This window comes from Streptosporangium becharense, assembly GCF_014204985.1.
In the GTDB taxonomy this organism is placed as follows: domain Bacteria; phylum Actinomycetota; class Actinomycetes; order Streptosporangiales; family Streptosporangiaceae; genus Streptosporangium; species Streptosporangium becharense.
Genome location: NZ_JACHMP010000001.1, coordinates 2767748 through 2793869 on the forward strand (window position 1 = coordinate 2767748; position 26122 = coordinate 2793869).

Sequence of the window (26122 nt, forward strand, 5' to 3'; positions counted from 1 at the left end):
ACCACCGGGGAGCGGCCCCACAGTGCGTTCGCCCGAGGCGAACCCCGCGTACCCCGCCGGCCCCGCCGGTCCCGCGAATCCCGCCGGCTCGGCGGACGCCGCCCGTGACGCGCTGGGTGCGCTGCGCGCCGAGGTCTCCAAGGCGGTCGTCGGCCAGGACGCCGTGGTCACCGGCCTGGTGATCGCACTGCTCTGCCGGGGGCACGTGCTGCTCGAAGGCGTGCCGGGCGTCGCCAAGACCCTGCTCGTCAGGACCCTCGCGGCGGCGCTGTCGCTCGATTCCAAACGGGTGCAGTTCACGCCCGACCTGATGCCGGGCGACATCACCGGCTCGCTGGTCTACGACGCGAAGACCTCGGAGTTCGAGTTCCGCGAGGGTCCCGTCTTCACCAACCTGCTGCTCGCCGACGAGATCAACCGCACCCCGCCCAAGACGCAGGCCGCGCTGCTGGAGGCGATGGAGGAACGCCAGGTCAGCGTGGAGGGGGCGGCACACGGGCTGCCCGACCCGTTCATCGTCGCCGCCACCCAGAACCCGGTCGAGTACGAGGGCACCTACCAGCTCCCCGAGGCGCAGCTCGACCGGTTCCTGCTGAAGCTGACCGTGCCGCTGCCGCCCCGCGAGCAGGAGATCGCGGTGCTGGAGCGGCACGCGCTGGGCTTCGACCCGCGCGACCTCTCACACATCAAGGCCGTGGCGACCGCCGCCGACCTGGCCGCGGGACGCGACGCGGTCAGCCGGGTGCACGCCGGTCCCGAGGTGCTCGCCTACATCGTGGACATCGCCAGGGCCACCCGCCAGTCGCCCTCGCTCCAGCTCGGCGTCTCGCCGCGCGGCTCCACCGCGCTGCTGGCCGGGGCCCGCGCGTGGGCGTGGTTGTCCGGCCGCGGCTATGTGACGCCCGACGACGTCAAGGCGCTGGCCAGGCCCGCGCTGCGGCACCGGATCCAGCTGCGTCCCGAGGCGGAGCTGGAAGGCGCGACCGCCGACGGCCTGATCGACGCCATTCTCGTCTCCGTCCCCGTCCCCCGCTGATCCATGGCGCTGACGGGACGGGCCGCGCTGCTGGCACTGCTGGGCACCCTGGTCGTGCTGTTCGCTCCCCGGCCGGGGGCGGCCGTGGCCGGGGTGGCGCTGCTGATCGCGGCGCTGGCCGTGGTGGACCTGCTGCTGGCCGGAAGTGTGCGTCCGCTGCGGTTCACCCGCGCGGGCGACCGCCTGGTACGGCTCGGCGAGTCCGCCACGGTCGAGCTGATCGTGGAGAACCCCGGCCTCCGCAGGGTACGCGGCCTGGTCAGGGACGCCTGGCCGCCGTCGGCGGGGGCCGTGCCCCGGCACCTGCCGCTGGACGTGCCGCCCGGGGAGCGCCGGCGTCTCGTCACCACCCTGACTCCCACGCGCAGGGGTGACCGCCAGGCGGTCACGGTGACGGTGCGGGCCCTGGGCCCGCTGGGCATCGCGGCCCGCCAGGGCTCGCACCGGGTGCCCTGGTCGGTCCGGGTGCTGCCGCCCTTCCTCAGCCGCAGACACCTGCCCGCGAAACTGTCCAGGCTCAGGGAGCTGGAGGGCAGGCATCCGTCGATGGTCCGGGGACAGGGCACCGAGTTCGACTCCCTGCGCGAGTACGTGGTCGGCGACGACGTCCGTTCGATCGACTGGCGGGCCACCGCGCGCCGCGACGACGTCGTGGTCCGCACCTGGCGTCCCGAGCGTGACCGGCGGGTGCTGATCGTGCTGGACACCGGCCGCACCTCGGCCGGCCGGGTGGGCGGCGTCCCGGGTTCACCGGCCGGACAGGGCCCGCGAACCGGTTCCTCCGGCGGGCTCGGGCCGTCCGGGTCCGGGGCGTCCACTCCGCCCGGCCCGTCCGTTCCGGCGGGTTCGTCCGTTCCGGCGGGTTCGTCTGCCCCGGCCGGCCCGCCGGCGACGGTGCCGATGATGCCCGGCTGGCCCCGCCTCGACTGGTCGATGGACGCGGCGCTGCTGCTGGCGGCACTGGCCTCCCGCGCCGGCGACCGGGTCGACTTCATGGCCCACGACCGCGCGGTGCGCGCGTGGGTGTCCGGCGCCGGTCGTACCGAGCTGCTGTCGTCGCTGGTCAACGCCATGGCCCCGATCGAGGCCGAGCTGGTCGAGGCCGACTCGGCCGGGATGGTCGCCGCCGTCATGGCACGGGCCAAGCGGCGCTGCCTGGTCGTCGTGCTGACCGACCTCAACGCGGCGGCACTGGAGGAGGGGCTGCTGCCGGTGCTGCCCCGGCTCTCGTCGCGGCACCTGGTGCTGCTGGCCGCGGTGTCCGACCCGCAGGTCGCCGCGATGGCTGCCGGTCGCGGCACCTCCGAGCTGGTCTATGGCGCGGCGGCCGCCGAACGCCTGATCGCGGACCGGCGCAGGATCACCGCCCGGCTGCGCCGTCAGGGGGTGGAGGTGGTGGACGCCGCCCCCGAACAGCTCGCCCCCGCCCTGGCCGACGCCTACCTGGCGCTGAAGGCGGCCGGCCGGCTCTGACCCGGGACCGGGCCCGGTGGCCCGGTGACCCGAGCACGCGTGGCGACAGGCCCACCCGGAGGCCGGTTCGGGCACACGGAGGCCCGACCGGTGCCCCCGGAGAGCGGTTCGGGCACACGGAGGCCCGACCGGGGACGGGGCGGTTCCCTACCCCGCACTGGGTGCGAGGTCAGGGGCCCGTTCCAGGTCTCCGGTCTCGTGGGCGGCCTCGGCCCGGCGGCCGAAGTAGACCACGTATGTGAGGAACGCGGCCTCCGCCACCACGCCGATGCCGATGCGGGCCCAGGTGGGCAACCCGGACGGGGTGACCAGGCCCTCGATGAGCCCGGAGACGAACAGCACCACGAGCAGCCCGAGGGCCACGCTCATCACCGCCCGCCCCTGCTCCGCCAGGGCCTCCGTCCTCCTGCGCGGGCCCGGGTCGACGGCCGTCCAGCCCAGGCGCATGCCGACCGCCGCGGCCAGGAACACCGCGGTCAGCTCCAGCAGGCCGTGCGGGGTGATGAGGCCGAAGAAGATGTCGAGCTTGCCGCGCGAGGCCATCAACCCGGCGGAGGACGCCACGTTGAGCGCGTTCTCCCACAGGATGAACGGAATCGGCAGACCGAGCAGGATCGCCATGACGATGACCTGCATCGACACCCAGGCGTTGTTGACCCAGACCTGGCCGGCGAAGGAGGCCGCCGGGTTCTCCGAGTAGTAGTCGGCGAAGTCGTGTTCGACGAGCTGGGTGATCTCCTCCGGGGTGGCGATCGCCGCCTGGACGCCGGGGTTCTCCGCGATCCAGACGGCGACGACCGTGGAGACCAGGACGAACGCGACCGTGGTGGCGAGCCACCACCGGCGGGCCCGGTAGGCGACCACCGGGAAGGAGACGGCGAAGAAGCGGACCAGTTCCCGCCAGGCCGGGGTGTGCGCTCCGGTCACCGCGGACCGAGCACGGGCGACGAGCGCCGACAGGCGGCCCACCAGGATCGGGTCGGCCGAGGCCGAGCGCACGAGGGACAGGTGTGTGGCCACCCGCTGGTAGAGGTCGACCAGTTCGTCGACCTCCGCGCCGTCCAGCGACCCACGCCGCCGGGTCAGCTCCTCCAGGCGGTCCCAGGCGGCACGGTGCGCGGTGACGAAGGCGTCGATGTCCACTCCGGCAGCCTATCCAGACGAAGGTAGGGTGCTGGTGTGTCCGATGTCGTAACCGGCGAGGCCGTGGTCGTCGAGGTCCGCGTCGCCCAGCTCCCGAGCAGGGCGGCGGCGCTGCTGATCGACATCGCGGTCCAGTTCACGACCCTGCTCGGCGCCTACTTCCTGGTCGGTGCCCTGGCCTTCGTCAGCGACCCGGCGCTGACCCGGCTGGTCTACATCGCGCTCACCGTGCTCGTGCTCGTCGGTTACCCGGTGGCCTTCGAGACGCTCAGCCGGGGCCGGAGCCTCGGCAAGCTGGCCCTCGGGCTCCGGGTGGTCAGCGACGACGGCGGTCCCGAACGGTTCCGGCAGGCCCTGTTCCGCGCGCTGGCCGGGTCTCTGGAGATCTGGGCGCTCAGCGGCGCCCCGGCCCTCATCAGTTCGCTGGTCTCGGAGCGGAGCAAGCGGGTCGGTGACATCTTCGCAGGCACCCTCGTGATCTCCGAGCGCGCTCCCCGGGGGTACGGCCCCCCGCTGGACATGCCGCCGCAACTGGCCGCGTGGGCGGCGACGCTGGAGCTGTCGCGGCTGCCCGAGCAGGTCGCGGCCACCGCGAGGCAGTACCTCACCAGGTGGCACGACCTCAGCCCGGCGGTCCGGCACCAGATGGGTGTGCGGATCGCCACCGAGATGTCGGCGTTCGTGTCGCCGCCCCCGCCGCCGGACGTTCCGCCGTTCGCCTACCTGACCGCCGTGCTGGCCGAGCGCCGCCGCCGCGACCGGGAACGCCTGGCCCGGCGGACCGGCTCCGGGCACCACACCCCGCAGACCGGCCCCGGACACCCCGCCGGGCAGTGGCCGGACGACCCCGCCGGGCGATGGCCGGGCGGCTCCGCCGGGCAGCCGGTCCCGGCACGGATCCCGTTGCCGCCGCCCGCGGCACCGCCGACGTCGTCTCCCCCGCCCCCGCCGCCCGGAGCCGGGCTCACGGGGCGGGCACCCGACCCCACCCCCGGCGGCTTCGTCCCTCCCGCCTGACGCCGTGCCCATGTCAGGGCACCCGCCGTCGGCCTTCTCCGGTGACCTCACCGAGGAGGTCACCGGAGAGGGCGGTGGTCGCGGATGATCAGTGGTGGCCCCGCTCGGGATAGGAGCCCTGGGTCTGCACGTTCAGCCGGTCCGTCCGGACGTGCCTGGCCGGGTCGGTGCGCCTGTCATTGATCTTGAGGACGTCGAGTCCGCGCCAGTAGTCGGTGGCGTAGACGTAGCCGTTGTAGTAGTACGCCGACCAGATGCCGCCCCTTCCGCCGTCGGGCTCCGGCCCGCGCTCGAAGTAGCCGATCTCCTGCGGGTTGGCCGAGTCGGTGAAGTCGACGACCGAGACCCCGCCCTGGTACCAGGCCTGGACCATGATGTCCTTGCCCCTGACCGGGATCAGCGAGCCGTTGTGCGCGACGCAGTTCTCCGTGTCGGCCTGGTGACGGGCGATCTTGAAGTAGCTCCGGAACTCCAGCTTGCCGCGGACGATGTCGTAGTAGGCGTTGGCGCCGCGGGTCGGGCCGGTGGCCTCGTTGCAGGTGGCTCCGCTGCCGCCGCCGAGCTCGTCGGTGAAGACGACCTTGGTGCCCCTGTTGTTGAAGGTCGCCGAGTGCCAGAACGCGAAGTTGGGGTCGGTGACGCGCGCGGTCACCTTCGGTGCGACCGGGTTGGAGATGTCGAACAGGACGCCGTCCCCCATGCAGGCGCCGGCCGCGATGTTCTTCTCCGGGTAGACCGTGATGTCGTGGCAGCCGCTGGTCGGCAGCAGCAGGCCGGGCTGGGTCTCGTTCCCCCCGTCAGGGAAGATCACCGGTGTGGCGACGACCGCCGCGTCGGCCGGCGTGCGCAGCGGCACCTTGATGATCGAGATCTTGTCGTGCGGCGGCCGGCAGTCGGGGAAGGACGCGTTCGGGTTGTAGGAGGAGACGTACAGGTAGACGTTCCGACGGTCCCTGCCCTTGCCCGGCAGGAGCGTCAGGGTGTGCGAGCCGCAGTTCGTCTCGACCGACTTGATGTATCTGGGGTTCTTCTTGTCGCTGATGTCGAAGATCCGGACGCCCTCCCACGACTCCTTGACGTCGGCGCTCTGCGAGGTGCTGTTGCAGGAGTCGTCGCTGCGCGAGTTGTCGACGGCGCTGAACAGCAGGTCGCCGTAGACGGAGACGTCCATCTGCGAGCCGGGGCAGATGACGCCGCTGACCAGCTTGGCCCGGTCCGGCCTCCTGATGTCGTAGATCGAGAAGCCGCCGTAGTTGCCGACGTAGGCGTAACCGTCCTGGAAGGCGATGTCCGTGTTGACGGTCGGTTCGAGACCGGGGAGCTTGGGGAGCGTGCCCTGGTGCGAGACGTTGGGGCTGGTGACGATCTCACCGGGTGGCGGGATGTCGGCGGCCTGCGCGGGCGCCGTCGCCATGAGGGTGACGGCGGCGGTGGCCGCCACGACTAACGCCCGGACGGTCCTGCGGGGAGTGAACACTCAGGTGCCTCCTTGGGGACATGAGCCAGAATAAATGACCAGATTGTCCACCCCCGACGGCCAAATAACCACAGGTCGACTTGTGCGATAAAAGTTGCCTTCTGACTTATTTACACAACCAGAAGAAAAGTCTAAAGTTTATGCCTTTCCCCCGAGACGCCCCCGCGACGCTCCCGGAACGCTCCCGGAACGGGAGCCGTGGCCCCGTCCCGGGAGCGTCCCGGCACCGTCGGCGCGGGTCAGTGACCCCGCTCGCGGTAGGACCCCTGGGTCTGCGCATTGAGGATGTCGAACCTGACCCCGCGCGCCGGGTTCGTACGCGGGTCGTCGATCCGCAGGACGTCCAGGCCGAGGTTGAAGTCACTGCCGTAGACGTAGCCGTTGTAGTAGTACGCCGACCAGATGCCGCCGCTGAGCGCCGGAGCCGTGTTGTCGGGGCCGCGCTCGAAGTAGCCGATCTCCTGCGGCTTGGCCGAGTCGGTGAAGTCGACGACCGAGACCCCGCCCTGGTACCAGGCCTGGACCATGATGTCCTTGCCCTTGACCGGGATCAGCGAGCCGTTGTGCGCGACGCAGTTCTCCGTGTCGGCCTGGTGACGGGCGATCTTGAAGTAGCTCCGGAACTCCAGCTTGCCGCGGACGATGTCGTAGTAGGCGTTGGCGCCGCGGGTCGGGCCGGTCGCCTCGTTGCAGGTGGCTCCGCTGCCGCCGCCGAGCTCGTCGGTGAAGACGACCTTGGTGCCCCTGTTGTTGAAGGTCGCCGAGTGCCAGAACGCGAAGTTCTCATCGTCGCGGACGGTCGTGGTGACCTTGGGCTCGACCGGGTTGGAGATGTCCATCAGGACGCCCTCGCCCATGCAGGCGCCGGCCGCGATGTTCTTCTCCGGGTAGGCCGTGATGTCGTGGCAGCCGGTCGTCGCCGAGGTGCGGTAGGGGTACGGCAGGTTCTCGCCGGGGTTGCCGCCGTCGGGGAACAGGACCGGCGTGGCGACGACCGCCGCCTCCGCCGGCGCGCGCAGCGGCACCTTGATGATCGAGATCTTGTCGTGCGGCGGCTGGCAGTCGGGGAAGGATCCGCTCGGGCCGTAGGAGGAGACGTAGACGTAGACGTTGCGACGGTCCCTGCCCTTGCCCGGGACCAGGGTCAGGGTGTGCGAGCCGCAGTTCGTCTCGACGGCCTTGACGTATCTGGGGTTCTTCTTGTCGCTGATGTCGAAGATCCGGACGCCCTCCCACGATTCCTTGGTCGCGGCGCTCTGCCCGGTGCTGTTGCAGGAGTCGTCGCTGCGCGAGGAGTCGACGGCGCCGAAGAGCAGATTCCCGTAGACCGCGACGTCCATCTGGCCGCCGGGACAGATCACCGAGCTGACCAGCGAGGTCTTCCTGGGCTTCCTGATGTCGTAGATGGAGAAACCGTTGTAGTTGCCGACGTAGGCGTAGTCGCCCTGGAACGCCATGTCGGTGTGGATGCCCGTCAGCTCCGCGGGCCTGGGCACGTTGAGGACGTGTTCGACGTTTCCGCTCTTGGAGATCTCACCCGGTGCGGGGATGTCGGCGGCCTGGGCGGGGGACATGGCCAGCACCATCGCGACGGCGGCCCCGGCCACGAGTAGGAAACGGCCGGTCAGGCCTTTTCCGAGGGGGGTGGACACTCGTGTACCTCCTTGCCACGTGCGCCGGCGAACGACGCACAAGTGACTGAATCGTTCATCCTTTCCGACTATGCGGGCAACCCGGCACTGTGTCAGTAAGTATTTCCGCCATGGGGGCTTTACCTGTTGTTCCAGCGGGGTTACGTTCTTTCGGCACAGAAGGCCGATATGGCTTTCCGGGGATGTCACGAGGAGGCCGGGTGCGCGTCGCGCTCATCGCCATGATCGCCGCCGTCCTGTCCCTCGGCGCGTGCACCTCGGCACCCGCCCCGGCCCCGTCCCCGGCGGCGTCGGCACCGGTGATCGTCCCCGGCAGACCGGGGGAGGCGGCGAGAACCGTCAGCCCCGGTGAGGCCGCCACGCTCGTGCCCACGCCCACCGCCAACGCCTCCGACGTCGAGTACGTGCAGGACATGATCGTTCACCACCGGCAGGCCCTCGACATGGCGGCCCTGGCCCCGACCCGGGCGGAGAACACCAGGCTGAAGAGCCTGGCCTCCCGGATCAAGGACTCCCAGGCTCCGGAGATCCAGTTCATGACCACCTGGCTCCAGCAGCAGGGCCAGCGGGTCCCCGATCACCACGCCCGGCACGAGGGCATGCCCGGCATGGCCACCCCCGAACAGATCGAGGCCCTCAAGGCCGCCTCGGGCAAGGAGTTCGACCGGCTCTTCCTGCGGCTGATGACCGCCCACCACGAGGGTGCGCTGAAGATGTCGGAGCAGGTCCTGATCGGCGGCTCCCACCTGCGGATCGAGGAGCTGGCGGGCGACGTCACGGCCACCCAGAGCGCGGAGATCCGCAGGATGCTGGAGATGCAGGCGGAGCTTTAGCACGCGCGGGCGGAGCCCCGGCCGCGGTGCCGCCGGGGCCGGCTACGAGCCGAGACGCCAGGAATGGAGGTAGTCCTCCTGCTCGGCGGTGAGCTCGTCCACCCGGATCCCGGCCGCGGCCAGCTTGAGCCGTGCGACCTCCACGTCCACCTCCTGCGGCACGTCGTACACCCCGGGCACCAGGACCGCCCGCTCGCGGGCCAGCCACGCGACGGCGAGCGCCTGGGCGGAGAACGACATGTCCATCACGGCGGCCGGGTGCCCCTCGGCGGCGGTCAGGTTGACCAGGCGGCCCTCGGCCAGCAGCAGGATCCGGCGGCCGTCGGCCAGGACGTACTCGTCGGTGTTCGGCCGCACCCCCCGGTGCACGGTCTCGGCCAGCTCGTCGAGGGCACGCACGTCGATCTCGACGTCGAAGTGGCCCGCGTTGGCCAGGATCGCCCCGTCCTTCATCAGGACCAGGTGCTCCTCCCGGATCACATCCCGGTTGCCGGTGACCGTGACGAACACATCACCGACGCGGGCCGCCGCCACCATCGGCCGCACGTCGTAGCCCTGGAGCAGCGCGTCCAGCGCCTTGACCGGATCGATCTCGGTCACCACCACCCGGGCACCCAGGCCCCTGGCCCGCTCGGCCACACCCCGGCCGCAGTAGCCGAACCCCGCCACCACCACCGTCTTGCCGGCCAGCAGGGTGTTGGTGGCCCGCATGATGCCGTCGAGGGTCGACTGGCCGGTGCCGTACCGGTTGTCGAACATCCGCTTGGTACGGGTGTCGTTGACCGCGACCACGGGAAACCGCAGAGCCTGCTCCGCGGCCATCTGCCGGAGCCGGATGATGCCGGTCGTGGTCTCCTCGCACCCGCCGGAGACCCCGTCCAGCAGTTCGGTGCGCTCGGTGTGCAGGATGTTGACCAGGTCACAGCCGTCGTCGAGGACGATGTCCGGTGCGACGTCGAGCGCCTGGTGGATGTGGCGGTAGTAGACGTCCCTGGTCACCCCGGCCCGCGCGTGCACGGCGATCCCGTAGTCGCGCAGCGCCTCGGCGACGTCGTCCTGGGTGGAGAGGGGGTTCGACGCGGCCAGGGCGATCTCGGCGCCTCCGGCCTTCAGCGCACCCATGAGGACGGCGGTCTCGGCGGTGACGTGCAGGCAGGCGGCGACGCGCAGCCCGTCGAGGGGCCGCTCGGCGGCGAACCGCTCGGCGATCGCGGTGAGCACGGGCATCGCCCGCGCCGCCCAGCCGATCCGCCGTTCGCCCGCGGCCACCAGGACGCTGTCGGCACCGTCCACGTCGTTCTCCCCAGATCGCCCGAAGGCCCCCGCAGCGCGTGCGGGGGCCCGGTGGAACTCGTCGGCCGGAATCAGTACCGGTAGTGGTCCGGCTTGTAGGGGCCCTCGACGTCCACGCCGATGTACTCGGCCTGGGCCTTGGTGAGCTTGGTGAGCTTCACGCCCAGGGCGTCGAGGTGCAGACGGGCCACCTTCTCGTCCAGGTGCTTGGGCAGCACGTAGACGCCGATCGGGTAGTCGTCGGTCTTGGTGAAGAGCTCGATCTGAGCGATCACCTGGTTGGTGAAGGAGTTGGACATGACGAACGACGGGTGGCCGGTGGCGCAGCCCAGGTTCATCAGGCGGCCCTCGGCGAGCACGATGATCTGCTTGCCGTCGGGGAACTTCCAGGTGTGGACCTGCGGCTTGACCTCGGTCCTCTCGATGCCCGGGATCCTCGCCAGCCCGGCCATGTCGATCTCGTTGTCGAAGTGACCGATGTTGGACACGATGGCGTTGTGCTTCATCTGGGCCATGTGGTCGGCCGTGATGATGTTGAAGTTGCCGGTCGTGGTGACGAAGATGTCGGCGATGCCGACGACGTCCTCCAGCGTGGTGACCTGGAAGCCGTCCATGGCCGCCTGGAGCGCGCAGATCGGGTCGATCTCGGTGACGATGACGCGGGCACCCTGCCCGCGGAGGGCGTCGGCGCAGCCCTTGCCGACGTCGCCGTAACCGCACACCACGGCGACCTTGCCGCCGATGAGCACGTCGGTGGCGCGGTTGAGACCGTCGATCACCGAGTGGCGGCAGCCGTACTTGTTGTCGAACTTCGACTTGGTCACCGAGTCGTTGACGTTGATCGCCGGGAACAGGAGCGTGCCGGCCTTGAACATCTCGTAGAGGCGGTGGACACCGGTGGTGGTCTCCTCGGTGACGCCCTTGATGCGCGAGGCGACCTTCGTCCAGCGGCCCTCGTCGGAGACGGTGCGGCGGAGCAGGTCAAGGATGATCTTCCACTCCTCCGGGTCGTCCTCGGAGGCGCTGGGGACGGCACCGGCCTTCTCGTACTCGGCACCCTTGTGGACGAGCAGGGTGGCGTCACCGCCATCGTCGAGGATCATGTTGGGGCCGTCGTCGCCGGGCCAGGTGAGGGCCTGCTCGGTGCACCACCAGTACTCCTCCAGGGTCTCGCCCTTCCAGGCGAAGACCGGGACGCCCTGCGGGTCGTCCACGGTGCCGTTCGGGCCCACCACCACGGCGGCGGCGGCGTGGTCCTGGGTGGAGAAGATGTTGCAGCTCACCCAGCGGACCTCGGCGCCGAGCGCGACCAGGGTCTCGATGAGCACGGCGGTCTGGATGGTCATGTGCAGCGAGCCCATGATCTTCGCGCCGGCCAGCGGCTGGGACTCGGCGTACTCCTTGCGGACGGCCATCAGCCCCGGCATCTCGTGCTCGGCGAGCTGGATCTCCCTACGCCCGAAGGCCGCAAGGGAAAGGTCGGCGACCTTGAAGTCCATGTGTGGTTTACCCCTCTGGTTGATGGCCGGCGCTCGCCTCGCACCCTCGCCGATCGCGCTGGACTCGCGATCACGCTTCGTTCTCGGGCCGGACTGCCGCTCCACCGGAAAAGTCGACGTTGTGAGTTTAGGCGGCCGAAGCGATTCCATGCACCTTCTGGAGGGGTAATCTGACACAAGAATGTAAGAATCACAGAAGGAGCCCCGCGATGCGGATCACCGAGGCGGCCAGGCGACTGGGCATGTCCCCCCGGATGCTCCGCTACCGGGAAGCCCTCGGCCTGCTCCCGCCCGTCAGGAACCAGGGCGCCCACCGGCGCTTCGGCCCCGAGGAGCTCGCGGCCGTGGCGCAGGGCACGGAGCTGGAGAAGCGGTTCGACATCTCCCCCGCCGAACTCGCCTTCGGGTTGCGCGTGCTGAGCGAGCCCGCCGTGGCGCAGGCCGTCCGGGAGCTAGGGTTGCGCATCGGCCGGATCCAGGCACCGCGCCGGGCACTGGACTTCGAGAAGGAGAAGGCCCTGCGCCTGCTCCAGGGCCGCCGCTAGCGCCTTCACAGCGGAGACTCCCCCACCCGCCACGCCGGCCTCCGGGAGGCCACCGGATCTTCCCGTAGAGATCGCCGATCCTTCGCGAACTATTTCGTTCCGCGCGCCGTCAGACCGGTCTGACCCCTTTTCGAGAGCCCTACCCGTCGAGGAGTCGTGTGGACGGCGTCGTCAGGCAGCACCCCGACACGCACCTCACGCCCCTTGTGTACCATTTGCACCTTTTGTAAGACCGCCGAAAGCGGACATCGAGCGAGCTTAGGAATCTTCTGCGATATGCCTCCGAACTGGTATGCGACGGTCATGGGGACCGGCATCGTCGCGACCGCCCTGCCCTCCGACTTCGCCACCTGGCGACCCGTGGCGATAGCGGTGTGGCTGCTGGCGAGCGTCGTGCTGGCCGGGTTGGCGCTGACCTGGCGGTTCCGCCCGTTCGACCCGGCGATCGCCCCCTTCCTCGGCGCGCCGCCGATGGCACTGCTGACCGTCGGCGCGGGCACCCTCGTCTACGGCCGCGACCTGATCGGCCTGCCCGCCGCGGTCGCCGTGGACGCGGCGCTGTGGACCGCTGGCACGCTGCTCGGCCTGACCACCCTGGCCGGGGTTCCCTGGTTCATGGCCACCCGGCACCGGCCCAGCCTGGAAGAGGTGTCCGGTGCCTGGCTGATGCCGGTGGTGCCGCCCATGGTCGCCTCGACCTGCGGCGCCTACCTGGTCCCGTACGCGGGCTCGCTGCGGACGACACTGGTGGTCATCTGCTACGCGCTGTTCGGGCTGAGCCTGCTGGCGGTCGTACCGATCCTGATCGGACTGGTGCGCCGCATCCGCAAGCACGGGCCCGGCTCGGCGCAGCTGGTCCCGACGCTGTTCATCGTGCTCGGCCCGCTCGGCCAGTCGGTCACCGCCGTCAACCAGCTCGGCCGGACCGCACCCGAGCTGGCCGCCTTCGGCATCTGGTACGGCGTGCCGGTGTGGACCCTGGCGATGATCTGGCTGGCGGTCGCCATGTTCTTCCTGTTCCGGACCGCCCGCAGCGACGGGCTGCCGTTCGCGATGACCTGGTGGAGCTTCACCTTCCCGATCGGCACCTGCGTGACCGGCACCGCGGCCCTGTCCGTCCAGCTCGGCTCCGAGCCGTTCGGCTGGGTCGAACTGGGACTGTACGCGCTGCTGGTGAGCGCCTGGGCGACGGTCGCGATCCGCACCATGCCGCTCCTCGTGCCGCAGCTGCGCGAACTCAGGGCCCGTCCGGAGACGGCCGCGGCCGCCCCCGCCGCCGGCTGAGCCTCCGAAAGATCAGCGGACCGATCCCGCGTCCCGGGGACCGGACGTCGCATGCCCGCCCCGAGGGGAGGGGCACCGCCGCTCCCGGAAACGGGAACACCGCCGCTCCCCGGTGACCAGGGAGGGCGGCGGTGCGGAAGGTGAGGTCAGACGGAGCCGCTGACGCTCGGCGACCTGTCGAGGTCGGGCTCCAGATAGATGACGCGGGCCGTCGGGACGGCGGCGCGGACCCGCTGCTCGGCCTCGTCGATGCCCCGGGCCACCTGGGCCGCCGTGTTGTCGTGGTCCACCGCGATCTTCGCGGCGACCAGGACCTCCTCGGGACCGAGGTGGAGGGTCCGCATGTGGATGACCCGCGTCACCTCGGGGGCAGCCTGCAGGGCATCGACGATCTTGGCTTCGATCTCCGGACCGGCACCCTCACCGATCAACAACGACTTGGTCTCGACCGCGAGGATGACCGCGATGACCCCGAGCAGGACACCGATCATCAGGGTGCCGATGCCGTCCCAGACGGGGTTTCCGGTCACCACGGCCATGGTGACGCCGAAGAGAGCGAAGATCAGACCGAGCAGCGCGCCGAGGTCCTCCAGCACGATCACCGGCAGCTCGGGCGACTTGGAACGGCGGATGAACTGCACCCAGGACTGGTCGCCCCGGATGTGGTTGGACTCGATGATGGCCGTCCGGAACGAGAACGACTCGGCGATGATCGCGAAGATCAGCACGCCGAACGCCCATTGCGGGGACGTCAGCGGCTCCGGGTGGGAGATCTTGTGCCAGCCCTCGTAGAGGGAGAAGACCGCGCCGATGGTGAACAGCACGACCGCCACCACGAACGCGTAGAAGTAACGCTCCCTGCCGTACCCGAAGGGGTGTTGGGGAGTGCGGGCACGCTGGGCTCGCTTGCCCCCGATGAGAAGAAGCGCCTGGTTGCCGGAGTCGGCCACCGAGTGGACCGACTCGGCGAGCATGGATGACGACCCCGTGAAGAGGAACGCCACGAACTTGGATGCCGCGATGGCCAGATTGGCGGCCAACGCCGCGATGATCGCCTTAGTACCGCCGCCCGCGCTCACGGCAGCCTCCGCTCATTTATCTATCCGAAAAAGGACGAAACAGGATCCTATTGTGAAACCCTCGCCTTGAGTTCTGTGATCGCCGCCACAGCTGAGGGGTCGATACCGTACCCGAGAGCGAGGTACGTACTCGCGAAGTCACCGAGTTCGATCAACACGGCCAGCCGCTCCAGCGGGTGGGTCCCCTCGCCGGTGACCTGGGTGACCCGGACGTCCCGGTCTTCCGCCAGCCGCAGCACCGCCTCGCAGCGCCGCGTCACCTGCCGGTGCTCCTCCACGTCGCGCAGCACGAACAGCCGGACCGCCCGGCCGCCGTCGTCGGCGAAGACGTCGCGCCGGGCGAGCGGGCCGTCGAGGACGGCGAGCTGACTGTGGTCGGAGCCGGGAATCTCTCCCCAGGTCGCCGGATACTTGCCGTTCTCGTTGAGCTGGGAGGCCCACCGCCGGGCGGCGACGGCCGTCAGCGGAGTGGACCCCCAGATCATCGGCACCGTCTCGGCGATCTCCATCGCCAGTGACTTGCCCGGATTGATGAACGACTCGCTGGCCGGACGGCAGCGGTGGGCGATGTCCTCCAGGCGCCGGGCGGTCTCCTCGAACACGTCCTCCCCGGCGACGATCAGGCCCAGCTCGGCCGCGGCGACGATCAGCGGCACCGTCAGCGACCACAGCGCGGCGCGCGCCGAGCCGTCCGGCTCGACGGGCACGAAGGGTGCCCCCGCCTGCCGGGCGACCGCCTGCAGCGGCGAGTCGGGCCCGCCGACGGCGAGCAGGCGGCAGCCCCGGCGCACCGCCTCGGCCGCCACCGCGAGCGTCTCCTCGGTCCGGCCCGAACGCGACACGACGATCACCAGGTCGGTCGCGCCGATCCAGCCCGGCAGCCGGTAGGACCTGACGGTGAGCACCGGCAGCGGTGCGCCGTAGCCGCACACCGCGTTCAGGATGTCGCCGGCGGTGCCCGCCCCGCCCAGACCGGCGACCACGATCGCCCTGGGCCGCCCGTCACGGGCGATGGAGGGCAGCGCCGACTCCAGCGCGGCCCGCCGGGAGGTGCGGATCTGCGCGGCCGAGGCGGCCACCGCGCGCAGCATCCCCGACGGGTCGCCCTCGGTCAACAGGCCCTGATCGTCGAGCCGATCGGGCTCCCAGTTCACGACTTCCGCGCCTCGTCCACGAGCAGGACCGGGATGTCGTCACGGACCGGGTACACCAGGCCGCAGGCGGCGGAGGTGCAGGACAGCTCGTCCACCTCCGGCTCGGCACGCAGCGGGGACTTGCAGTTGGGACAGGCCAGGATCTCAAGCAGCCAGTCGTCGATCTTCACGTGCTCAGCTCCTCACGGCAGCCAGGACTTCGTCCCTGATCGCTGCCATCTGATTCTCGTCGGCCGCCTCGGCGTTCAGCCTGAGCAGCGGCTCGGTGTTGGACGGACGAAGATTGAACCACCAGCCGGGACCGGATACGGTCAGGCCGTCCAGCTCGTCGAAGACGACACCGTCGCGGGCGGCGAACATCTCGCGGACCCGCGCGGTCGCCGCGGCCTGGTCGGCGACCGTGCTGTTGATCTCTCCAGAAGCCGCGTAACGGGTGAAGTCGGCCAGGATCTCGGAGAGCGGCCGGTCCTGCCCGCCCAGCGCGGCCAGCACGTGCAGTGCGGCCAGCATGCCGGAGTCGGCGAACCAGAAGTCCTTGAAGTAGTAGTGCGCGGAGTGCTCGCCGCCGAAGACCGCGCCGGTCGCGGCCATCTCGGCCTTGATGAACGAGTGGCCCACCCGGGTGCGGACCGGCCGGCCGCCGTGCTCGGCGACGATCTCCGGGACGGCCCGCGAGGTGATCAGGTTGTGGATGACGGCGGCGCCGGGATGCCTGGCCAGCTCGCGTGCCGCGACCAGCGCGGTGATCGCGGACGGGGAGACCGACTCGCCGCGCTCGTCGACGACCCAGCAACGGTCGGCGTCGCCGTCGAAGGCCAGGCCGATGTCGGCGCCCACGTCGAGCACGGCCTTCTGCAGGTCGCGCAGGTTCTCCGGCTCGATGGGGTTGGCCTCGTGGTTGGGGAAGGTGCCGTCCAGCTCGAAGTACAGGGCGGTCAGCTCGACGGGCAGCCCCTCGAAGACCACCGGGACCGTGTGACCGCCCATTCCGTTGCCTGCGTCGACCACGACCCGCAGCGGCCGGATCGCGGACAGGTCGACCAGGGTGCGCAGGTGGTCGGCGTAGCCGCGCAGCAGGTCGCGTTCGGAGACCTTCCCGGCCCCGGTGGCGTCGCCGAGGACGCCCGATCGCAGGATCTCGGCGGCCCGGTCGCGGATCTCGGTGAGCCCGGTGCCGCTGCCGATGGGAACGGCTCCGGCCCTGCACATCTTCATGCCGTTGTAGCGGGCCGGGTTGTGGCTGGCGGTGAACATCACGCCGGGCAGGCCGAGACTGCCGCTGGCGTAGTAGAGCAGGTCGGTGGAGCCCAGACCCGCGTTGATCACGTCCGCCCCCCGCGAGGTGGCACCGCGGGTGAAGGCGGCGGCCAGTGGTGCCGACGACTCGCGCATGTCATGCGCGACGACGGCGGTCGCGGCCCCGGTCACCTCCACGAATGCCGCGCCGACCGCCTGCGCGGTCTCCTCGTCGAGTTCGTCCGGCACGACGCCTCGAACGTCGTACGCCTTGAAGATCTTGGCGAGGTCGCCCACTCCAGCTCCACTTTCTGTGTCGTGTCCGCTGGCCCCCAGCCTAGTAGTGTCAGCGGTCGCGCTGGGGCTGAGCCGAGCGGAGCACCCGCAGGTGGCCTCTGCGGCCCACCTCCACCCCCTGGCCGACCGGCTCGGCGCCGCCGCTCGGAGCGGGCCTGGCGGCCTCGCGGACCGCGTTGGCGAGGGCTTCGAGGTCGTCCGTGCTCGGCGGCGCACCGTCGGTGGGCAACCGGACGACCTCCCATCCGCGGGGCGCCGTGAGCCGCTCGGCATGCTCGGCACACAGGTCGTAACAGTGCGGCTCGGCGTACGTAGCCAAGGGCCCGAGAACAGCGGTCGAATCGGCGTAGACGTACGTGAGCGTGAAAACGGCAGGCTGACTGCACGCGGTGCGGGAACAGCGGCGGACGGGGCTCACGGTGGGACCGTATCCGGTAAGCGTCCGGGGCGCCACTATCTGAGCGCTCTTAAAGAGCGTGTCGCCACAATTCGGACACGTGTCCCGGCTTCCACCCGCCTGTACGACTTACGCCCGCTGTCAACGCCGCCCTGCGGGTTCGGCAACGCCCGCCGGAGAGGCTTCGGGAACGCCCGCCGGAAGGGGCAGCATCTAAGCTGGGCGGGTGAGCTCGGCACCCGGCAGACGTCCTCCCCGTAGACGCGACAGGCACGGCCGCGGCCTGCGAGGTCCGCTCGCCCCCTCGCACGTGCCGATCGCCAAGGCCCGCAGCGAGCGCTTCGACGACCTCGTGCTCGACTCGGTCGACCGGCTCAAGCCCCGGTGGGGCAGGCAGCTGGCGGCCGTGGAGTTCGCCGTCGAGGAGGTGCCGCCGGTCAGCGAGCTGGGCGACGGCCCCGGCCTGCTGAGCGGCGACCCGATCCCGTTCGGCCGCTCCGAGCCCGCGACGGGGGGCAACCCGGCGGTGGTGGTCATCTACCGCCGCCCGCTGGAGAGCCGGGCCCGCGACCGCGACCACCTCGGCGCGATGGTGCACGAGACGGTGGTCGAGCAGGTCGCCGGCCTCCTCGGGCTCTCCCCCGAGTCGATCGACCCCGGCTTCGACGACCACGACTGACGGGCCTCCCCGTCCCCGGACCTCACGGCAGTACGACCGGCGGGCCTCCCCGCCCCCGGACGTCACCGCGTCACGACCGACGGACCTCTCCCTCCCGGGACGTCACGGCAGTACGACGGCGGCGGACTCGGTGATCGGCGGGACCAGTGCCCAGGTCCGGGCCGTGGCCAGCGGCTGGACCGTCAGCGCCTGGCCGCCCTTGAGCCGCTCCTCCATCACGCGACCGCCGTACACCGGCCCGGAGCCCGGCAGCGGCAGCAGGACCACCGCGAAGGGCCCGTCCACCTCGGGAAGCTTGACCTGCTTGGTCCGGCCTGCGGGAATGTCGACCTGGAACGGCTGGCGCGGCTCCCCCTTCCGGGGCAGCACCTGCACGCTGACCCTCCCTATCGTGTCCGGCGCGGTCAGCAGCAGGCGGGAGTTCCTCTTGCCGCCCGTGCGGTTGTCGGCGACCACGCTGCCCAGGTCGATCGGGACGGCACCGGCGGTGAAGGCCACATCGCCCCGCGCGCCGGTTCCCGTGGCGACCAGCCCGGCCACGATCGGCGCGTCGGAGGTGAGCACGAGCGCGGCCGGCCGGCCGCCGACACCGGCGGACAGGTCGAGGGTGGCCACGGAGCGGGCGGGCACCTCGACCACTTCGCGGCCCTTGAGGGCGTAGCCGCCGTCGGAGGTGAGCACTTTGACCTCGACCAGGGTGTCGGTCTCCTCGACGGAGGCGACGAGGAGCCGGCGTTCGCCGCCGCCGCCCGGAACGCCCGGCACCACCACCCTGGTGGCCGGCGGCGCGGCGGCGGGCAGCCAGTCGACCCCCCGCCCGTCACTCATGACGGCCCGGGCCGCGGCGGCGACCCGGCCGGAGACCGTACGGACGTGCAGGGCCATGACCAGCGGCGACGGTGCCAGCTCCGCGACCTTGACGGTGCGGCTCTCCCCGGCTCTGAGCGTGAGGACCCCGCCGGTGTCGCCGAAGACCGGGCCCTCACCCGCGTGGACCATGACCTCCACGACGGCCGGGGCGAGGTCGGCGTTGGTCAGGTGGAGCGTGACGTCGGCCGCGGCGGGCCCGGGACCGACCAGCCAGGTGCTCGCCACCGGCTCCGTGCACCGAACCCCGGCCAGGCCCCGTTGCCCGCCCGAGGTCTCCCTGCGGGTCTGCGCCACCTCCAGACCGGCCGCCATCCCGCCGGTGGCCGTCGTGACCAGGGGCGGCGACCCGGCGGGCACCTCCTCGTGCCAGAGCGTGCCGGGTGCGTCGAGCGTGGCCAGGGTCCTGTCACCGGTGACGAGGGTCGTGGTGCCCGTGCCCTGCCCGCCCACCGGGGTGATCACGCCGACGCCCGCCGCGCCGGGAGCCGGGCAGACGGTCGTCACCTCGGCCACGGGCACCCTCTCCGGGCCCGGCGGCCGGACGGTGGCGTCCGGCCGGCCGGCGGACGCCACCCCGTACAGGGTGAACAACGCCACCAGCACCAACGCCGGCAGGCTGTACCGGTTCTCGGCCAGAGATTTCACCGGGTGACCGGCTTCCGCACGGGCACGGGCCGCTCCTGTGGGACGGGTTCCCGGCCGTCGCTCCGCGAGCCGGGAGCCGCGAGGGCCACGACGACGATCACCAGCACGGCCTGACCCCACAGCCGGCGGCCGTGCCAGGGGTCACCGGGCGGGGCCGCCGGGACGGTCACCGGCTGCGTCAGCCGCCACACCCCGACCGCGCGGGACAGGCTCATCCTGGCCAGCGCGGGCTGGGAGTCGAGGGCCCCGCTGATCCGCGGGTCGACGGGCGCGGCCAGCACCACGAACCGCACGCCGTGCGCCGCCAGCACGCGGGCGTCGTCACCGCCCCGGCCCGACACCAGCCCGGCCGCCGCGAGACGGACCCGTTCCCTGGGACCGTCCGGGACGGGGATGTCGGCCTCGCCGACGATCGGGGTCCGGCCGCGCAGCACGGTGTAGAGCAGGCCGTCTTCCGTGCCGCGCAACACCAGGGTTCGTTCGCCGCCCGTGGAGTTCGCCGCGGCCAGGGCGGGGACGACGTCGCGGACGGTGCCGCGGAGCGGGCCGTCGGCACCCTCGGCGATCCACATGCCCGCCGCGAGCAGCGGTGTGGAGAAGGCGACCAGCACGACGCCGAGCGCGGCGACCCGGCGTGGGCCGCCGGCCGCCCGGAACTCGGCGATCCGGTCGGCGGTGAGCGCGGCCACCACCAGCATGCCGGTGGCCGCGAAGGCCAGCGGCACGCCCGGCCAGGCCGGGGCCGCCACGCCGCCGCCCACGGGGGTGACCTGGGTCCGGCTGACCAGGATCGCCACCAGCAGACCGAAGAGCGTGACACCCCAGCCGACCGCGACGGCCAGCCGGTTGCGGCGCGTCAGCGACGCGGCGAGGCACGCGGCGACGAGGCCGCCGGTCACCCAGAGCGGCGGCATGCCGGGGCCGCCGGGGCTGAGCAGCAGCAACGACCGGGCGGGCAGCCCGGTCTCGACCAGGGAGGGCTGGTGCAGGCCCGCCTCCAGCAGCAGCCGGCCCGGGTCGGCGGCTGTCTGGACCAGCCACGGGAGCAGCAGCACCACGGGCACCGTGAACGCCACGACCATCGAGACGGCGGCGCCGCGGCGCGGGAAGGCCAGTGCCGCCAGCGCGCCGAGGACCGCGGTGAGCGGGTGGACCAGCGGGACGAAGGCGGTGCCGACCGCGAGCAGCAGGCCCAGGCACCAGGCCGCGCGACGGGCACGGCGCCGTTCCCCGGTCAGCACCCTGGTGGCGAGCGCCGCGTAGAGGGGCAGCAGCACGAGGACCACCGCGGTGCCGAGCCGCCCGGCGGCCACCGCTCCGGTGGCCACCGGCAGCAGGGCGTAGGAGGCGGCCAGCCAGACCCGAGTCCACCGTCCGGGGATCATCGACCGCGTCGCCGCGTACGCGGACAGGCCCGCCAGCGGCACGCAGCCGAGTAGCAGCAACGAGACCGCGAGCCAGGTCTTGCCGAACAGCAGGCCGGCCAGGACCGCCAGCACCGCGACGTACGGCGGTGCCCACGCGTCGCTGCCCAGACCGGTCTGGTGGTACTCCTCGCGGTAGAGATCCCACAGGTCGGAGGCCCCGCCGATCACCGGGACGAGCGCTCCGCCGCCCAGCCTGGCGCCGCCGAACAGGGACCGCTCGGCGGCCAGCGTCACCAGGGTCAGCGCCAGGAAGAGCAGGACGCCCGGGTTCGTGAAGACGCGTTGCGTCACCCCGACGTCGGTGAGCAGTTCCTCGCCGTCCTCCTGCCGGGCGGCCACGGCGTGGTGGCGTCCGGCGGACTCCACGAAACCGGTCCCGGCCAGGTAGCTCCGCACCCGGTCGGCGAGCCGCCGCCAGCCGGCACCCGGCGGGGTCAGCAGGCGGCGGACCGTGCCGTACGACTGCTCGCGGCCCGCGGCGCGGGCCCGCCGGGCCCTGAGCATCCGGGCCGGATGGCCGAACACCGAGCCGAAGGCGAGGAACTCGTCCAGCGCGGCCGCGGGCTGCTTCGCCGCGAGGAACAGCGCCGTACGCAGGAGCGAGCCGACCATGTTGCGGATCAGCGCCAGCAGCAGCGGCCGGAACGGCAGGTTCGCCATGACGACGAACATGGCGTTGCGGCGGTCGAGGCGGCGGGGATGGTCACCGCTCACGGTGATGCGGCGCCGGCGCCGGGCCGCGGCCTCGGCGTGCCACGCGACCGCCCGGGTGACGTTCAGCACCCGGTATCCGGCCGACCTGACCCGCCAGCACAGGTCGAGGTCGTCCCGGAAGAGCGGCAGGGCGGGGTCGAGGCCGCCGACCTCCTCCCAGACGTCCCTGCGGATCAGCATGCCCGCGGTGGAGACCGAGAGCACGTCCCTGACACCGTCGTACTGGCCCTGGTCGTACTCGCGGGCCTCCAGGCCGGTGTCCCTGCGGCCGGTGCGGTCGACGGTGACGCCCACCTCCAGCAGCAGGCGCCGGTCCAGCCAGTCGCGGAGCTTCGGGCCGAGGACCGCCGCCTTCGGGTCCTGGTCCGCGGCCCGGAGCAGGGTCTGCAGGGCGTGGGAGTCGGGAGCGCAGTCGTCGTGCAGCAGCCAGATCCACTCCTGCCCGTCATCGGGCCCGAGCCGGTCGAGAACCTCGGCCACGGCCTCGCCGAAACCGGTCGAACGCGGAAGCGACAGAACGGCCCGGGGGCCGAAGGCACCGGCCAGCAGCGCGGCGCTGCCGTCCCTGCTGCCGTTGTCCACCCCGACGATCCGATCCGCCGGGCGGGTCTGCCGGAGCAGGGCTTCGAGCGTCTCTCCCAGCCACCGGGAGCCGTCGTGGGACACGACGATCGCGGTGACGGTGTGGTGGGGGTGCGGGGGGTCGGTGATGGACATACATCCCGGGGTTCAGGAGGCGGGGACGATCGGCACGGCACCGATATGCAGCCTATGTCTGATCATGGGGGTCTGACTATGTCTTACACCTGGTTACCCGCACGAAAAAGGGGTCACGTGACCTCAGTCACGTGACCCCTGGACATATTCATCAGGCGTCCCCCACCGGGACGCTGTCAACTCCCTGTCAGAACCGGTCGAGCCGCCTGGGCACCAGGCGTTCAGACCGCCTCCCGCTTGATCCGTCGGCGTTCCCGCTCGGACAGCCCACCCCAGATGCCGAACCGCTCATCATGCTCCAGTGCGTACTCAAGACACTCGGCACGCACCTCACAGGAACGGCAGACCTTCTTGGCCTCCCTGGTCGAGCCGCCCTTCTCCGGGAAGAACGCCTCAGGATCGGTCTGCGCGCACAGAGCGCGCTCCTGCCAACCAAGCTGCTCTTCAGCGATGCTGTCTTGTGCGATGACCAGGTCGGCCACTGCACACCTCCCTGCCGCACGCCCGCAAATGGAGCCCCCCTATGAACGCCTCCCCCTTACCCACCCAGAGAAAGACGTAACAACACGTGTGTAATTACACGCGCGTGTCCGGTGTGGCGTCAAGCGGCATGCCGGTATCCGGGGAAAGACCCGCTCTCCCCGGTTGTGGGTCGTGTGCCTGCCACGACGGCAATTGCACCAGGCGATCGCGGCGACCGCCAGGGACTCAGCGCTCTTGACGGTCGGAACCGTACCAGGACATGTTCTGATCCTGACCGGGGCCCGTCCTCTCTCTATCCGGGGTTTCCCCGTCCGTGACCTGACCTGGGAGTTGTTCGGGCTTGTAGATCGCCGTGGGGTCGATGGGCTGCGAGTCCCACGACGCGGCGGACGGCGCGGCGGCGCCCAGCGGGTCGGCCCGGTAGGCGTCCGGGTCGAAGCGGACCGTCGCCTCACTCTGCGCGTCCCACTGCGGGCCGCCCTGCTGGTACGGCTGTGCCTGCGAGGTCTGGGGGTGACCGAACGGCGCATCGGGGGCCTGCTGGTGGCCGAACGGGACGTCGTAGGAGGAGTTCTGCTGCCCGGAGCCGTAGTCGGGAACGCGCAGGTTCGGCGCGGTGCCCTGGTTCTGCTGCTGGTAGCTCTCCGCCTGCTGGTACGCCTGGGCCATCTGCTGGGTCCGCGGGTCGATCGGGTCGGGCGCCGGGTAGTGCGGACCCGGCTCGTCGACCCGGCCGAACTCCGTCCCGGAGTAACCGGTGAACGGCTGGCCGTAGTTCTCCGGCGGCTGCGGGAAGGGCTGCGCGGGCCGGTCGTCGAACGGCGTGCTCCGGTGGCCGCCAGTGCCCGCGAGGGGGGCGGACGCCTGCTGCTCGGCGGGTACGCCGTAGCCGGACTGACCATACGCGGGAGCCTGGGCCTGCGATTCGGACTGACCGTAGCCGGGCGCCTGCTCCGGCGACTGACCGTACGGTTGGCCCTGCGGCTGACCGTACGACTCCGGCTGACCGGACTGACCGTACGACTGACCCTGCGACTCGGGCTGGCCGTACGACTCCGGCTGGCCGGGCTGGCCGTAGGTGGAAGCCTGCGGCCCGGGACTGCGACCATAGGACGGCTGCCCCTCGGACTGCCCGTACCCACCGTGTCCGGAATCGGAAAGCTGCCCGTAGTCCGGCAGCCGCGGCTCAGTCTGCCCGTAACCCGGCACCTGCGGCTCCGCCTGCCCGTAACCGGGAAGGCGAGGCTCGGTCTGCCCGTAGTCGGAGGACTGATCACCCCGCTGCTCCGCGGGTGCGCCGTAGCCGGACTGGCCGTAGGCGGGAGCCTGGGCCTGCGACTCGGACTGACCGTAGACAGGAGCCTGCGACTCAAGCCCGTGATTGTAGGACTGCTGCCCGTCCGCGTGCCGTCCACCCGAAGCGGATACCGGCGAGTCCGCCTGCTGCCCGGTCGGGGCGGCGTCGGAGTACTGACCGTACCCGGGGAGCGAGGGGTTGGAGTGCTGCCCGTATCCGGAGTCGTGCGTGCCGGGCTGCCCGTAACCGGGAAGCTGCTCGCCCCGCTGCTCCGCGGGTGCGCCGTGGACGGACTGACCGTAGGCGGGAGCCTGGGCCTGCGACTCGAACTGACCGTAGCCGGGCGCCTGCTCCGGCGGCTGACCGTACGACTCGGGCTGACCCGACTGACCGGACTGGCCGTACGCAGGAGCCTGCGGTCCAGACTGGCCGGGCTGGCCGTAGGCGGAAGCCTGCGACTCGGGACCGCGACCATAGGACGGCTGCCCCTCGGACTGCCCGTACCCACCGTGCCCGAAATCGGAAAGCTGCCCGTAGTCCGGCAACCGCGGCTCAGTCTGCCCGTAACCCGGCACCTGCGGCTCCGCCTGCCCATAACCGGGAAGGCGGAGTTCGGCCCGCTCGGCGGGAGCCCCGTGGGCGGGGGAGTTGTAGGCGGTCGGCGTGGGGGGCTGAACGTCCGCCGCGACGTACGGGTTGGGGGTGTAGGGCTCGGCAGGTACCGGGGCGGGAACGGGCGCCATGGGCTGCGCCTGCGGGGCCGGCTGCCACTGGGGCTGCGACGAGTTCTGCTGCGAGCCAAGCTGGGGGGAACCCTGCTGGGGCGAGCCATGCTGGGGGGCCGGCGCGTAGGAGCCGGTCTGGACCCCGTACGGCTGGGGGTCGGCCGCCGAGACGTGCGAGGGGGTCTGGGGGCGGACGTCACCTGCCGAGGGGGCACCCGTCTGCCGGGGCTGCCCCTCGGAGTCACCGTGGGAACCCTGCGCGTGCTCGGGCGCGGGCGGGAGGGCCGGCAGGTTCCGCGGGCCGTGCGGGGCGTCCTGCGCGCTCTGCCCGCGGGCGGCCCGGTCCCGCGAGGGGTCCTGACCGGCGAAGTCCTGGCCCTGCGGATGGGGCTGACCGCCGAAACCCCGGTCCTGCGGCTGGTTCCGGTCGTGCTCGAAGGCGCCCGGGCCGGTGTGCCGATCCTGGTTCTCGAAGCGGCCGAAACCGTCCGCGGCGCGGGATTCACCGGCCGGGACCGCCCGGGGGAGCAGGTAGAGCAGGGCGATCGCCGCCAGCGCCAGGCCGGGAAGGTGGAGGAGCAGGAGCTCGATCTTCCCGAGGAAGCCCGCCGCACCGCCGAACAGTCCGCCGACCAGTCCGACCAGGCCGAACAGCAGCGAGAGCCCGAGTGTGCCCGCCGCCACCAGGGCCATCAGCCGGAGGCGTTCGATCACCGGCCCGAGGTGGGTGGCCAGCAGCACGGCGCCGACGAGCAGTGCCGCGACGACGGGAGAGGTGAACTGGTCCAGGTAGAGAACCGCGCGCACGGCGAAGGACGAACCGCCGAACAGCAGCCGCTCGACGCCGACGAGAACGCTCGCGGACGCGGCGGCGACCATGAGCCACGCCGCCGGCTCTCGGAGCCGGCTCGCCTCGACCTTGATCACAACTACCCCCATAGGGTCTTTGGGTAAACCCGGGCCAGTTTTGCACATGGCTGACTTTGGTGTCGGTAGTCCCGGGAAGCCCATCAACACCATAAGCACACCATTGGACCCTATTAACCCACATTTCGGACAGTGCATCAGGTGATCACGCCAGCACCCGGCGATATAACGATCATGAAAAGACTGTCCCTTCCCCGTCTCCTCCCGGCGTTGCGGCCCCTCT

General features: G+C 71.5%; 21 protein-coding genes. 7 read left to right on the plus strand and 14 right to left on the minus strand.

Annotation, left to right across the window (positions count from 1 at the left end; translation table 11 throughout):
- Nucleotides 1-112: 112 nt before the first annotated feature.
- Nucleotides 113-1036, plus strand: coding sequence for an AAA family ATPase (locus F4562_RS11790; protein ID WP_184539582.1), 924 nt, complete (start codon nucleotides 113-115; stop codon nucleotides 1034-1036).
- A 3-nt stretch (nucleotides 1037-1039) separates the two neighbouring features.
- Nucleotides 1040-2509 carry a DUF58 domain-containing protein gene (locus tag F4562_RS11795; protein WP_184538727.1) on the plus strand — a complete coding sequence of 490 codons (1470 nt, stop codon included), beginning with the start codon at nucleotides 1040-1042 and terminating at the stop codon, nucleotides 2507-2509.
- 147 nt (nucleotides 2510-2656) lie between these two features.
- Here F4562_RS11795 and F4562_RS11800 read toward each other — a convergent pair whose 3' ends face one another.
- On the minus strand, nucleotides 2657-3652 hold the full coding sequence (locus F4562_RS11800; protein ID WP_184538725.1) for a stage II sporulation protein M: 996 nt from the start codon (nucleotides 3650-3652) through the stop codon (nucleotides 2657-2659).
- Nucleotides 3653-3688: 36 nt separating this feature from the next.
- Between F4562_RS11800 and F4562_RS11805 the strand changes: the two genes are divergently transcribed.
- On the plus strand, nucleotides 3689-4669 hold the full coding sequence (locus F4562_RS11805; RefSeq protein WP_184538723.1) for an RDD family protein: 981 nt from the start codon (nucleotides 3689-3691) through the stop codon (nucleotides 4667-4669).
- Nucleotides 4670-4757: 88 nt separating this feature from the next.
- Here the strand turns inward: F4562_RS11805 and F4562_RS11810 are convergent, their stop codons facing one another.
- Nucleotides 4758-6146 carry an LVIVD repeat-containing protein gene (locus F4562_RS11810; RefSeq protein ID WP_184538721.1) on the minus strand — a complete coding sequence of 463 codons (1389 nt, stop codon included), beginning with the start codon at nucleotides 6144-6146 and terminating at the stop codon, nucleotides 4758-4760.
- Nucleotides 6147-6385: 239 nt separating this feature from the next.
- Nucleotides 6386-7732, minus strand: coding sequence for an LVIVD repeat-containing protein (locus F4562_RS11815; RefSeq protein ID WP_184539580.1), 1347 nt, complete (start codon nucleotides 7730-7732; stop codon nucleotides 6386-6388).
- Between the two features lie 266 nt (nucleotides 7733-7998).
- On the opposite strand from F4562_RS11815, the gene F4562_RS11820 reads away from it, so the two are divergent.
- The gene (locus F4562_RS11820) at nucleotides 7999-8631 is read left to right on the plus strand and encodes a DUF305 domain-containing protein (protein WP_311733839.1); all 633 of its coding nucleotides are present in this window, start codon (nucleotides 7999-8001) and stop codon (nucleotides 8629-8631) included.
- A gap of 42 nt (nucleotides 8632-8673) precedes the next feature.
- Here F4562_RS11820 and F4562_RS11825 read toward each other — a convergent pair whose 3' ends face one another.
- A complete protein-coding gene (locus F4562_RS11825; RefSeq protein WP_184538718.1) occupies nucleotides 8674-9924 on the minus strand; it encodes an adenosylhomocysteinase in 1251 nt (416 codons plus the stop codon).
- Nucleotides 9925-9995: 71 nt separating this feature from the next.
- A complete protein-coding gene (gene ahcY, locus F4562_RS11830) occupies nucleotides 9996-11423 on the minus strand; it encodes an adenosylhomocysteinase (protein WP_184538716.1) in 1428 nt (475 codons plus the stop codon).
- 209 nt (nucleotides 11424-11632) lie between these two features.
- Between ahcY and F4562_RS11835 the strand changes: the two genes are divergently transcribed.
- A complete protein-coding gene (locus tag F4562_RS11835) occupies nucleotides 11633-11968 on the plus strand; it encodes a MerR family transcriptional regulator (RefSeq protein WP_184538714.1) in 336 nt (111 codons plus the stop codon).
- A gap of 276 nt (nucleotides 11969-12244) precedes the next feature.
- Entirely contained in the window at nucleotides 12245-13252 is a 1008-nt protein-coding gene (locus F4562_RS11840; RefSeq protein ID WP_184538712.1) for a TDT family transporter, read from the plus strand.
- A gap of 146 nt (nucleotides 13253-13398) precedes the next feature.
- On the opposite strand, the gene F4562_RS11845 is transcribed toward F4562_RS11840, so the two are convergent.
- From F4562_RS11845 to F4562_RS11865, 5 genes are read right to left on the minus strand one after another with little or no spacing between them, the layout of a single operon-like run.
- On the minus strand, nucleotides 13399-14331 hold the full coding sequence (locus F4562_RS11845; RefSeq protein ID WP_184538710.1) for a cation diffusion facilitator family transporter: 933 nt from the start codon (nucleotides 14329-14331) through the stop codon (nucleotides 13399-13401).
- A gap of 47 nt (nucleotides 14332-14378) precedes the next feature.
- The gene (locus tag F4562_RS11850) at nucleotides 14379-15485 is read right to left on the minus strand and encodes an SIS domain-containing protein (protein ID WP_311733838.1); all 1107 of its coding nucleotides are present in this window, start codon (nucleotides 15483-15485) and stop codon (nucleotides 14379-14381) included.
- Nucleotides 15482-15655: a Trm112 family protein gene (locus tag F4562_RS11855; RefSeq protein ID WP_184538708.1), complete on the minus strand. Its 174-nt coding sequence runs from the start codon at nucleotides 15653-15655 to the stop codon at nucleotides 15482-15484. Before F4562_RS11855 ends, F4562_RS11850 begins: the two co-directional genes overlap by 4 nt.
- A 4-nt stretch (nucleotides 15656-15659) precedes the next feature.
- Nucleotides 15660-17018, minus strand: coding sequence for a phosphomannomutase/phosphoglucomutase (locus F4562_RS11860; RefSeq protein ID WP_184538706.1), 1359 nt, complete (start codon nucleotides 17016-17018; stop codon nucleotides 15660-15662).
- Nucleotides 17019-17067: 49 nt separating this feature from the next.
- Entirely contained in the window at nucleotides 17068-17436 is a 369-nt protein-coding gene (locus F4562_RS11865; RefSeq protein WP_184538704.1) for a DUF3499 domain-containing protein, read from the minus strand.
- A 205-nt stretch (nucleotides 17437-17641) separates the two neighbouring features.
- Here F4562_RS11865 and F4562_RS11870 point away from each other — a divergent pair, with 205 nt between their 5' ends.
- Entirely contained in the window at nucleotides 17642-18094 is a 453-nt protein-coding gene (locus F4562_RS11870; protein WP_184538702.1) for a metallopeptidase family protein, read from the plus strand.
- Nucleotides 18095-18196: 102 nt separating this feature from the next.
- Here the strand turns inward: F4562_RS11870 and F4562_RS11875 are convergent, their stop codons facing one another.
- From F4562_RS11875 to F4562_RS11890, 4 genes are all read right to left on the minus strand, one after another.
- Nucleotides 18197-19609 (minus strand): DUF5719 family protein, encoded by a 1413-nt coding sequence (locus F4562_RS11875; RefSeq protein ID WP_184538700.1) that lies wholly within the window; start codon nucleotides 19607-19609, stop codon nucleotides 18197-18199.
- On the minus strand, nucleotides 19606-22467 hold the full coding sequence (locus tag F4562_RS11880; RefSeq protein ID WP_184538698.1) for a glycosyltransferase family 2 protein: 2862 nt from the start codon (nucleotides 22465-22467) through the stop codon (nucleotides 19606-19608). The genes F4562_RS11875 and F4562_RS11880 overlap by 4 nt, the downstream gene beginning before the upstream one ends.
- Before the next feature lie 221 nt (nucleotides 22468-22688).
- The gene (locus F4562_RS11885) at nucleotides 22689-22949 is read right to left on the minus strand and encodes a WhiB family transcriptional regulator (RefSeq protein ID WP_012888122.1); all 261 of its coding nucleotides are present in this window, start codon (nucleotides 22947-22949) and stop codon (nucleotides 22689-22691) included.
- A 226-nt stretch (nucleotides 22950-23175) separates the two neighbouring features.
- The gene (locus tag F4562_RS11890) at nucleotides 23176-25911 is read right to left on the minus strand and encodes a hypothetical protein (protein ID WP_184538696.1); all 2736 of its coding nucleotides are present in this window, start codon (nucleotides 25909-25911) and stop codon (nucleotides 23176-23178) included.
- Nucleotides 25912-26122 lie beyond the last annotated feature (211 nt).

Coding starts and splice junctions, on each gene's coding strand:
- F4562_RS11795 (WP_184538727.1), top strand. CDS start 1,040: ATGGCGCTGACGGGACGGGCCGCGCTGCTGGCACTGCTGGGCACCCTG.
- F4562_RS11815 (WP_184539580.1), bottom strand. CDS start 7,732: ATGGTGCTGGCCATGTCCCCCGCCCAGGCCGCCGACATCCCCGCACCG.
- ahcY (WP_184538716.1), bottom strand. CDS start 11,423: ATGGACTTCAAGGTCGCCGACCTTTCCCTTGCGGCCTTCGGGCGTAGG.
- F4562_RS11835 (WP_184538714.1), top strand. CDS start 11,633: ATGCGGATCACCGAGGCGGCCAGGCGACTGGGCATGTCCCCCCGGATG.
- F4562_RS11840 (WP_184538712.1), top strand. CDS start 12,245: ATGCCTCCGAACTGGTATGCGACGGTCATGGGGACCGGCATCGTCGCG.
- F4562_RS11880 (WP_184538698.1), bottom strand. CDS start 22,467: ATGTCCATCACCGACCCCCCGCACCCCCACCACACCGTCACCGCGATC.
- F4562_RS11890 (WP_184538696.1), bottom strand. CDS start 25,911: ATGGGGGTAGTTGTGATCAAGGTCGAGGCGAGCCGGCTCCGAGAGCCG.